The organism is Teichococcus deserti, from assembly GCF_001982615.1.
GTDB lineage: Bacteria > Pseudomonadota > Alphaproteobacteria > Acetobacterales > Acetobacteraceae > Pseudoroseomonas > Pseudoroseomonas deserti.
On the sequence record NZ_MLCO01000301.1, the window covers coordinates 1 to 8,666 of the forward strand.

Annotated in this window: 8 protein-coding genes; 1 reads left to right on the forward strand and 7 read right to left on the reverse strand. The window is 72.8% G+C overall.

The features are described 5' to 3' along the window. Positions 1 to 127 precede the first annotated feature (127 nt). Positions 128 to 1,069, forward strand: coding sequence for a lytic transglycosylase domain-containing protein (locus BKE38_RS24820; protein ID WP_165694277.1), 942 nt, complete (start codon positions 128 to 130; stop codon positions 1,067 to 1,069). A gap of 647 nt (positions 1,070 to 1,716) precedes the next feature. Here the strand turns inward: BKE38_RS24820 and BKE38_RS24825 are convergent. From BKE38_RS24825 to BKE38_RS24855, 7 genes are all read right to left on the reverse strand, one after another. Beyond that, the gene (locus BKE38_RS24825) at positions 1,717 to 2,784 is read right to left on the reverse strand and encodes a flagellin (protein ID WP_076959901.1); all 1,068 of its coding nucleotides are present in this window, start codon (positions 2,782 to 2,784) and stop codon (positions 1,717 to 1,719) included. 12 nt (positions 2,785 to 2,796) lie between these two features. After that, the gene (flgK, locus tag BKE38_RS24830; protein WP_076959902.1) at positions 2,797 to 4,302 is read right to left on the reverse strand and encodes a flagellar hook-associated protein FlgK; all 1,506 of its coding nucleotides are present in this window, start codon (positions 4,300 to 4,302) and stop codon (positions 2,797 to 2,799) included. Between the two features lie 23 nt (positions 4,303 to 4,325). After that, positions 4,326 to 6,128 carry a sensor domain-containing phosphodiesterase gene (locus BKE38_RS24835; protein ID WP_076959903.1) on the reverse strand — a complete coding sequence of 601 codons (1,803 nt, stop codon included), beginning with the start codon at positions 6,126 to 6,128 and terminating at the stop codon, positions 4,326 to 4,328. A 192-nt stretch (positions 6,129 to 6,320) separates the two neighbouring features. Next, positions 6,321 to 7,064 carry a flagellar type III secretion system pore protein FliP gene (gene fliP / locus BKE38_RS24840; RefSeq protein ID WP_076959904.1) on the reverse strand — a complete coding sequence of 248 codons (744 nt, stop codon included), beginning with the start codon at positions 7,062 to 7,064 and terminating at the stop codon, positions 6,321 to 6,323. Then, positions 7,064 to 7,369, reverse strand: coding sequence for a flagellar biosynthetic protein FliO (locus BKE38_RS24845; protein ID WP_076959905.1), 306 nt, complete (start codon positions 7,367 to 7,369; stop codon positions 7,064 to 7,066). Before BKE38_RS24845 ends, fliP begins: the two co-directional genes overlap by 1 nt. Before the next feature lie 358 nt (positions 7,370 to 7,727). Continuing rightward, a complete protein-coding gene (locus tag BKE38_RS24850) occupies positions 7,728 to 8,141 on the reverse strand; it encodes a hypothetical protein (protein WP_076959906.1) in 414 nt (137 codons plus the stop codon). Continuing rightward, positions 8,138 to 8,506, reverse strand: coding sequence for a rod-binding protein (locus BKE38_RS24855; protein ID WP_076959907.1), 369 nt, complete (start codon positions 8,504 to 8,506; stop codon positions 8,138 to 8,140). Before BKE38_RS24855 ends, BKE38_RS24850 begins: the two co-directional genes overlap by 4 nt. Positions 8,507 to 8,666: the final 160 nt, after the last annotated feature.

Below are 8,666 nucleotides of genomic sequence, written 5' to 3' on the forward strand. Positions count from 1 at the left end.
GTTTTTGTGCGTGAGACCAGACAGACACCCACGAGCGCTGCACGCGTTGGCTCGTCGGCAGCGTCAGATGCGTATAAGAGGCCGGCCCAGCATGCGGCCCCCCATGCTGCCCCCCATGCTGCCCACGATGCTTCCGCGTCTGGACCCGCTGGTGCCGCCGCTGCTGGCCCTGGTGGTGACGATGATGCTCACCCTGCTGCTGGCCCTGGTCAGCCCGGCGGCGGCGCGCGGCATCGCCTCCTCGACCGCGTCGGAGACCGCTGTGGCGCGGCCGGCCGACGCTGCCCCGGGCGGGCTGTGCCGGGCGGCAATCAGCGTGGTGGAGCGCGAATTCAACATCCCGCAGCACCTTCTGGCGGCGATCGGCCGGGTGGAATCCGGCACGCGCGGCGCCAATGGCCGCCCCGACCCTTACCCCTGGACCATCAATGCCGAGGGCAAGGGTGCCATGTTCCCGTCCAAGGCGGCAGTTATTGCCCATGTGCAGAATCTGCAGGCCGGCGGCATGCGCTCGATCGATGTCGGCTGCATGCAGATCAATCTGCGCCATCATCCGAATGCCTTCGCCTCGCTGGAAGAGGCTTTCGACCCGCTCACGAATGTTCGATATGCGGCCAAGTTTCTGACCGAGCTGAACAGCAGCCGCGGCGACTGGTCGCGCGCGGCCGCCGCCTACCACTCGCAGAACCCGGAATTCGCCGAGCCCTATCTGGCGCGCATCCAGGCCGCCTGGCGGGCCGAGCAGCAGAACCCGGCGCCGGCCCCCAGCGCCACGCAGCTGGCCGCGCTGAGCGCGCCTGAGCGGCGCGGGCCGCCTGTCGCACCGCCCGTGGTGGGCGGCGGCATCCCGATGACCGCCGGCGCCCTGGCGGCCAGCCCTGGCGGAGGCTTCCTGAACAACGGCGCGGCGCGCGCCCAGGTGGCCATGGCGGCGCCCGGCAGCGGCGGCGGCCGCGGGCTCGACGCCTATCGCAGCGCGCCGATCCCGATGATCAGCACCCGGGCTGCGCCGCTGGTGGCGGTGACGGCGGCGCGCAGCCCGATGGCCGCGGTGCGCCCGCTCTTCTAATTAGTGAGATTCCTGCGGCGTTTCCGGAGCAGCGTCCCTCCCGCACCGGTTTCGCCGGGATCGCTGTGCTGCACGGCGATCTTCCATCTGGCGGCAGCGCGGGCCGGGATGCTGCTGCATGCGGTGCCTGGCGGGGCAGGGCGGCGGCACCCGGCGAGGAACGAGCCTCCGCTTAGGCTACGGGTTTCAACCCACATTCTTTCCGCGTGTTGGCAGCGCAAGTCTCCCTCGTCTCGCGTCATGCGGTCATGCCGCAGGAGCTTCTTCGCTCCGGACCCGCCATGACGGCACCGGTCCCCATGGGCATCGCGCCGCCAGGCAACCCTGCGAATCGAAGAATGCTGCGCTGAGGCCTCGAGTCTTTCGAACCGGTCCCGGAGTGGTCTCCGCCAGTATGGTCGGATGCGCAACGACCGATTCGATTCGCTGGTGCGCAGAGCAGGAAGATCGAAGCGGCAGGGCAGGCCCGCGCAAGCGCTGGCGCGACCGTGCCGCTGCGGCCAGCGTCGATTCGGCAGACGCAGCCACGGCTTTCGCCGGGCGACAGGCGAGGGCCCGGCGCGGGTGCCGGCGACGCCTGCCAGGAAAACGAAGCGGGGCGGCCCGTGAGGACCGCCCCGCCCAGCCGCCGCAGAGGTGCGGACTGCTCAGAGGTAGTTGGTCAGCGACATGTTTCCGATCATCGACAGCGCCTTGTAGCTGGACTGCAGCTGGGTCTGCGTCTCGGTCAGGCGCAGATAGGCTTCGGCCGGATCGACGGTGGTGACATTGCCGAGCTGGATCTCGACCTGGGTCGCCACGTCCTTGTGCCAGGTCGCCGTCGCCTCCAGCCGCGACTGCGCCATGCCCAGCGCGCCGGCCTCGTCGGTGACGCCGCTGGCGCCGTCGCGCAGCGCGCCGGCGGCGGCCGCGGTGACGGTCGCGAAGGCGCCGGTCGAGGCCTGGGCGCCGGTCATGTTGGCCAGCATCGACAGGCCCATGAGGATGTCGCGCGCCCAGGAGCCGGTGTTGCTGCCGCTGGTCGCCGTGCTGGCATTGCGGTTGGCGTAGAGGCCGACCTCGATGCTGGCGCCGTTCTCGGTCGGCACGGCGCGGCGTGAGTCGCCGACCTCGCCCTCGGCCGCCTGGTTGGCGAAGCTGGAGAAGGGGCTGACGCCTTCGGCGTTGCTGGTGGCCAGGCCCAGGATGCTGCTCAGCACGTCGGCGGCATTGGCGTCGGTCAGCCCGTCCAGCGCGGTGCCGATGCCGGTGAACATCCCCGTCGCGGTGATCTGGTCGGCACCGGCGATCGGGTCGCTGTCGAGGTCGCTGCCGCCGAAGATGGCCTCGCCCTGGTAGCGCTCGTTCAGCAGCCCGGCGACTTCCTGCAGCGCCGCGCGGGCATTGGCCGCCACCATCTCGACGGTGGTGCCGTCGGCCGAGCCGATCTTGCTGGCCTGGCCGGCCATCTCGGTCGCGATGTCGGACAGCCGGGTCAGGGCCACCTGGGTGTAGCTGGCGCGCGCCTCGCCGTTGCTGGCGATGGTCGCCAGCTGGGTGCGCTTGCTGAGCTGCGCGCTGAGATCCACCGCCTTGCCGGCATCGGCGCCGAGCCCGGCATAGCTGGTGGCGCGCTCGCCCGAGGTCGCGATGCGGGAGGCCTCGTCGAAGCGGGCGCGCACCTGCGCCGCCGCCGTCGCCGCCGCGCTCAAGCCGGAGAAGCCGCTGATCGCCATCGACCGGATCCCTTACCGGACCGCGCCGAGCAGCGCGTCCCACATGCTCTGCACCGCCGTCAGCACCCGGGCATTGGCGGCATAGGCGTTCTGCAGCTGCACCATGTTGGCCATCTCGCTGTCGACGTCGACGCCCTCGGCCTTCTGCAGCAGCGTGTCGAACTGGCTGCGCAGGGCGGTCGACTGGGTGGCGGCGCCGCTGGCGGCCGAGGCGATGCTGGCCTGGCTGCCGACCACGGCCGCGGCATAGTCGGTGATGCGCGACGGCGCGCTGAAGCTGGCCGACAGCTTGCCGTTGGCGCCGAGGCCGCTGCCGGCGATCGCCGCATGCTTGGTGCCGGCGGCGGATTCGGTGCCGAAGCTGTAGGTGGTGACCCGCGTCAGCAGGGTGCTGAAGCCGGCCGGCCCACCCGCCGGATTGGGCGTGAAGCCGGCGACCTCATGGGTGCCGTCGCGCAGCAGGCGCGGGCTGGCGCTGACCGCGCTGTTGACCGCGATGCGGCTGGCGAAGCCGGTGCTCGCGGCCAGGCCCTCGGCCGTGGTCGGGTCGGGCGGCGCGCTGTCGCCGCTGTCGGTGAACAGCCGCAGCCCCTGCTCGTCCAGCCGGTGCGCCAGCGTCGCCGCCGTCATGTCGAGCTCCGCCTGCATGGTCGGCAGCGTGGTGTCGCGCAGGGCAAAGCCCTCGCCGATGGCGCCGCCGATCGTCGCGGTCGAGATCGCCTGGCCGTTCAGCGTCAGCCCCGGCAGGGTGCCGTCGGGATCGCCGTAATAGCTGCCGGGCGAGACGGTGGCATCGGCCAGGCCGAAGGGCGTGCTGCCCTCCTGCAGCGGCAGGATCGAGCCGTCGTTCAGCATCAGCGTGACGCCGCCATTGTCGGCGGCGACCGGCTTGACGCTGACCAGGCCGGCCAGCTGGGTGATGGCGGCGTCGCGCTGGTCGGCGAGGTTGGCGCCGCTGCGCCCGGCCATGGTCTCGGCGCGCACCAGCCGGTCCAGCTTGGCGATGTCGGAGAGCAGGCCGTTGGCGGTGTCGACGTCGCGCCTCAGCCCATCCTGCACCTGCTGCCGGGCGTCGCCGATGGCGTCGGAGACGCTGTTGATCTGGCCGGCCAGGCTCTGCGCCGCGCCCAGCGCCGTGCTCATGGCGCCGCTGTCGGCCGGATTGGCGGCGAGGTTGGTGAAGGCGTCGTTCAGCGCCGAGATCAGCCCGGCGGTGCTGGTCGCATCCGACGGATTGCCCTGCAGCTGCGCCAGCGGCGACAGGGTGGTGTCGCGCAGGGCCGCGGCGCCCTGCTGGCCGGCGGCGGCGAGCAGCTGCGCGCGCAGCGCGGTGTCGATCTGGCGCGTCGCCTCCAGCGCGCGGACGCCGCTGCCGCCGGTCACCGACTGGGCGTCGACCTGCTTGCGCGTATAGCCCGCCACCCCGGCATTCGCGACATTCTGCGACGCCTGGGTCAGCTGCTTCTGGGTCAGCCGCAGGCCGCTGGTGGCGGTGAGAAGCGCGCTGTCGAGGGACATGGGGTCAGATGCCCGGAAAATTGTTAACCGGTTGCGACCAGGCCTTCCGGCCGCGGCGTGGCGGCGCGGCGGGCGGAGGCGCCGAAGGCCCGCGGTCCCAGATTGCCCGGCAGCGTGCCCGGACGGCCGAACAGCCAGCCCTGGCCGTAGCGTGCGCCGAAGGAGCGGGCGGTGTCGGCATCGGCCTCGGTCTCGATCCGCTCGACGACGACGGCGGCGCCGGTGGCGCGCGCCAGCTCGACCAGGGCGGCGGCGAAGTTGTAGCTCTCGCCGCGCTGGCCGCCGCTGGTCGCCTCCATGAAGCGGCCGTCCAGCTTGACCAGGTCGGGCTTCAGCAGGCGCAGATAGCTGAGGCCGGCGGCGCCGGCGCCGAAATCGTCGATGCAGACGGTGACGCCGTGCTGCCGCAGCGCCTCGCGGCAGGTGACGGCCTCGGCCTCGTTGTCGATCTCGACGGTCTCGGTGACCTCGATCAGCAGCCGCTCGCGCAGCTCGGCGGCGTGGCTTTCCAGCAGCGCCAGCAGGCGGCGGCGGAAGGCCGGGTCCTGCAGCGACAGGCCGGAGACGTTGCAGGCGACGCGGATTTCCCCACCCGCGCGGGTCAGGGCGACCAGCGAGGCATCGGCCACGGCCAGATCCAGCTCGGCCGAGAGGCCGACCATCTCGGCCAGGTTGACGAAGGCCTGCGGCCCCAGCGTCGGCAGGCCGTCGGTCGCCAGCGGCCGGATCAGCGCCTCATAGTGCGAGGGGGTCGCCTCGGGCTGCGCCAGCTCGACGATCGGCTGAAAGGCCAGGGAGAAGCGGCGGTCGGCGATGGCGCGGGCGAGGGCCGCGGCGCGCGGGCCGACGGCGCCGACGAAGCCGTGCAGCCCGTCGTCGAAGCCGGCCTTGGCCAGCGCCGCGGTGCCGCCCTGGGCGAAGGTGCCCAGCGCCAGGCGCAGCGCGCGCACCGCCTGCGGGCCGCTCATCCCCTTGGCCGGCGAGGTCTCCAGCGTCAGCGCATGGGTGGCGACGGTCGCCCCCTGCAGCCCGGCGCCGGCCAGCACCGCCTGCAGCTGCTCGACCACCGAGCCGAGGCTGGGCGGCTCGCTGCCGGAATGCACCATGCCGAAGAAGCCAGGCGCGATCTGCGCCGCCTTGCCCTGCGGGCCGGCATGCTCGGCCAGCAGCGCGGTGACGTCGCGCACCACCGAGGCGCGCGGCGTCAGCCGGCCGTCGCGGCCGTTCAGCTCGAGCAGCGACAGCACCGGCGCGACGCCGGGCTCGCCCGGAGCGTCGCTCAGGCCGAGGAGGAGGGATTCGGCCTCGCGCGCCAGGGTGGCGGCGTCGGTCGGCAGGATCGGCGCGGCGGGGCGGCGCGGGATGGCGCGCTCGGCGGGCAGGCCGCCGAAGCTCAGCGCCAGGCGCAGCCCGGCCTCGCCGCGGGTGGCGCGCGGCACCGGCACGCCGTCGCGGTGCAGCAGGCCGGTCAGCACGCAGGGCAGCGGCTCCGTGCCCGCGAGCTGCAGGGCGGTGGGCGGCAGGCGCCCTTCGGCCAGCAGCCGCGCCAGCGCCGCGTCGAAGACCGGGCGGTCCTCCAGCGCCACCAGGTCACGCGCCGGGGCGCCCAGCGCGCTCTCGGCGCCGCGGCCGAGGCGGCGGATGAAGTTGCCGGCCAGGAAGACCGCGCGGCCCTCGGGATCGGCCTCCACCAGCAGCTCGGCGGCGGCGAAGGCGAAGGCCTTGTAGCGGTCGCGCGGCGCGGCGTTGCCAGGGGCCGCCGGCGTTGCGGCGGCCGAGCTTGCTGCGGCGGGCGTCGGCGCGTGGGGCAGGGTCGGTTGCGGCATCAGCCCTCCCGCCCCGCAGCGCGGGGGTTGCGGAGTGCGTCAGGACGCGACGGCAGCGGCCATGGAGTCGCGGGCGGCATCTCTCGGATCCTGGGGGCGGGCACGGCCATTGCGCAGCCTGCGCAGCCGAACATCGCCACTTCATTAACCACTGTCCTGACCGCGCGGTCAGCCAAGCCGGGGAAGATCGGGTCAACCACCGCCGGCAAATCCCTGCACCAGGCTGCCGGCCACCAGCCGCCAGCCGTCGACCAGCACGAAGAAGATCAGCTTGAAGGGCAGCGAGATGGCATTGGGCGGCAGCATCATCATGCCGAGGCCCATCAGCACGCTGGCCACGACGATGTCGATGATCAGGAAGGGCAGGAAGATCAGGAAGCCGATCTCGAAGGCGCGGCGCAGCTCGCCCACCATGAAGGCGGGGACCAGGGCGCGCCAGGGGGTCTGCGCCGCATCCGTCACCGGCGGCAGGTTGCCGAGGTCGAGGAACAGCGCGATGTCGGATTCCCGGGTATTCGCCGCCATGAAGGTGCGGAACGGCTCGGCCGCGGCCTGCAGGCCGGCGATCTCCTCGATCTGGCCGTTGGCCATGGGCTGCAGCCCGCGCTGCCAGGACTGCTCCAGCACCGGCTGCATGACGAAGAAGGTCAGGAACAGGGCGAGGCCGATCAGCACCGGATTGGGTGGCACCCCGCCGGCGCCGATGGCGCTGCGCAGCAGCGACAGGACGATGCTGATGCGGGCGAAGGCGGTGGCCATGACCAGCAGGGAGGGCGCCAGCGACAGCAGGCCGATCAGCGCCGTCAGCTGCACCAGCCGGGTGGTGGCGCCGGCCTCGCCGGTGCCCATGTCGATGCTGACGCTCTGCGCCAGGGCCAGGCCGGGCAGCACCAGCACCAGGCCGATGGTCAGCGCGAGGGACAGGGCGCGGCGCATCAGCCGGCATCCTTCGCGATGACGGGCATGGCGGCATCCGAGCGCGGCAGGTCTTGAAGGACAAGGTCCTGCGGGCCGCCGGTGACCAGCAGCAGCTCGCGCCCGTCGCAGCGCAGCAGCAGCAGCCGGCGGCGGGTGTCCAGCGCCAGGCTCTCGACCAGCACCAGCCGGCGATGCTGGCCGCGCGGCACGCCGGGCACCCCGGGCGCGAAGCCGAAGCGCCGCGCGGCGCGGGCCGCCAGCAGCACCAGGGCCAGCACCAGGATCAGGGCGGCCAGAGCCGTCATCGCCCCTTGGTAGTTCATCCGTGACCCAGGCCTCCTGCCTCGTCCGAACCGAAGTGCCGGCCCAAGCGGCCTTCTGCCACCAGCAGGGCCCGACCGGCGCAGCTAACCAGCGGCGCGTTTCCCCGTTGTTAACCACTTCATTCCGGGCACGGAGGGGCAGGGTTGCGGCCAGCGCCGGGGTCACGCTTGCAGCGCGACGCAGCATTCTGCGGCGTTTCAAGCGCTTGCGATGCTGCATTGCACCAGAACCCAAGCGTGGAACCGGCGACCGGAGCGGCGAAAGCCGGCCCGCGTCGTTCATTATTCTGCAAAAAATAAACGCGCAGCCCAGGCCGGGCCGCGCGTCGGGCGTCTCAAAATGCGCGAAAGGGCCGGCTCACGCGCTGAGCGACAGGGCCATCGGCGCAGCGCCCAGGGCATAGGCGGCGGCCGGCACCGGCAGCACCCGGCGGCCATAGCCCGGCGTCGCGATGGCGGGCTGGGCGGCGGCGCCGGCGATGGTCTCCAGCACGCGGCCCTGCAGGGCGATGCCCATCTCCAGCGCGGCGCGGTTGGCCTCGACCTGGTCGCGCAGGCGGTCGACCAGCTGGGCCAGCGCGGCGCCGCCGGCCGCCGCCTCCTGCGGCGTCATGCGGGCGCGGGCGGCGACGAAAGCCTCCAGCGCCGCGACCTTCTTCCCCGACAGCGCCGCGGCGCCGCGCAGGTCGCGCCGCTCCAGCGCGGCGGTCTCCGCCAGGATCACCTCGGTCAGCGCCAGGGTCACGCGCTGCAGCTCGATCACCGCCGTCATGGCTTCTCTCCGCTCGACTGCGTCTGGAGACGCATCATGTCGCGGTACACTGCAGTTCCTATGCCAACGCCGCCGGCCTTGGCCATCTGCTTGCCGAACTGCTCGACCAGCATCGGCCGCCACTGCGCCTCGGCCGCGCCGCCGCCCATCGGCCCGTTGGTCGGCACCGTCTCGAACATCGGCTGCAGCATGGCGCCCAGCATCTGCGCCTCGAACTCCTGCGCGGTCTTGCGCATCGCCTCGGGGCTGCGCGACTGCTGCGGGCGGGAGACCTGCGCGGCGGCAGGATTCGCCCCGGCAGGATTTGCCGGGGTGGCGGTGGCCGGGCGCGGGGCGGCAAAACCTGCCGGGCGGGTCTCGGCCACGCTCAGCGCACCCCCAGCTGCGCCTCCAGGGCGCCGGTCGCCTTGTTCCTCTGCCGGCTGGCGTGCTCGTCTCGCGGCCCCATGCCGCGTCTGCTCTGCCCGCTCACCAGTCCCTGCAGCGAGCGGCCCGCGACCACGATTCCCTCCCACACGTCTGGCT

Excerpts from the sequence above, each read along its gene's own strand:
- fliP (WP_076959904.1), bottom strand. The coding sequence starts at position 7,064 with ATGCGCCGCGCCCTGTCCCTCGCGCTGACCATCGGCCTGGTGCTGGTG.
- flgK (WP_076959902.1), bottom strand. The coding sequence starts at position 4,302 with ATGTCCCTCGACAGCGCGCTTCTCACCGCCACCAGCGGCCTGCGGCTG.
- BKE38_RS24825 (WP_076959901.1), bottom strand. The coding sequence starts at position 2,784 with ATGGCGATCAGCGGCTTCTCCGGCTTGAGCGCGGCGGCGACGGCGGCG.
- BKE38_RS24835 (WP_076959903.1), bottom strand. The coding sequence starts at position 6,128 with ATGCCGCAACCGACCCTGCCCCACGCGCCGACGCCCGCCGCAGCAAGC.
- BKE38_RS24845 (WP_076959905.1), bottom strand. The coding sequence starts at position 7,369 with ATGAACTACCAAGGGGCGATGACGGCTCTGGCCGCCCTGATCCTGGTG.
- BKE38_RS24820 (WP_165694277.1), top strand. The coding sequence starts at position 128 with ATGCTTCCGCGTCTGGACCCGCTGGTGCCGCCGCTGCTGGCCCTGGTG.
- BKE38_RS24850 (WP_076959906.1), bottom strand. The coding sequence starts at position 8,141 with ATGACGGCGGTGATCGAGCTGCAGCGCGTGACCCTGGCGCTGACCGAG.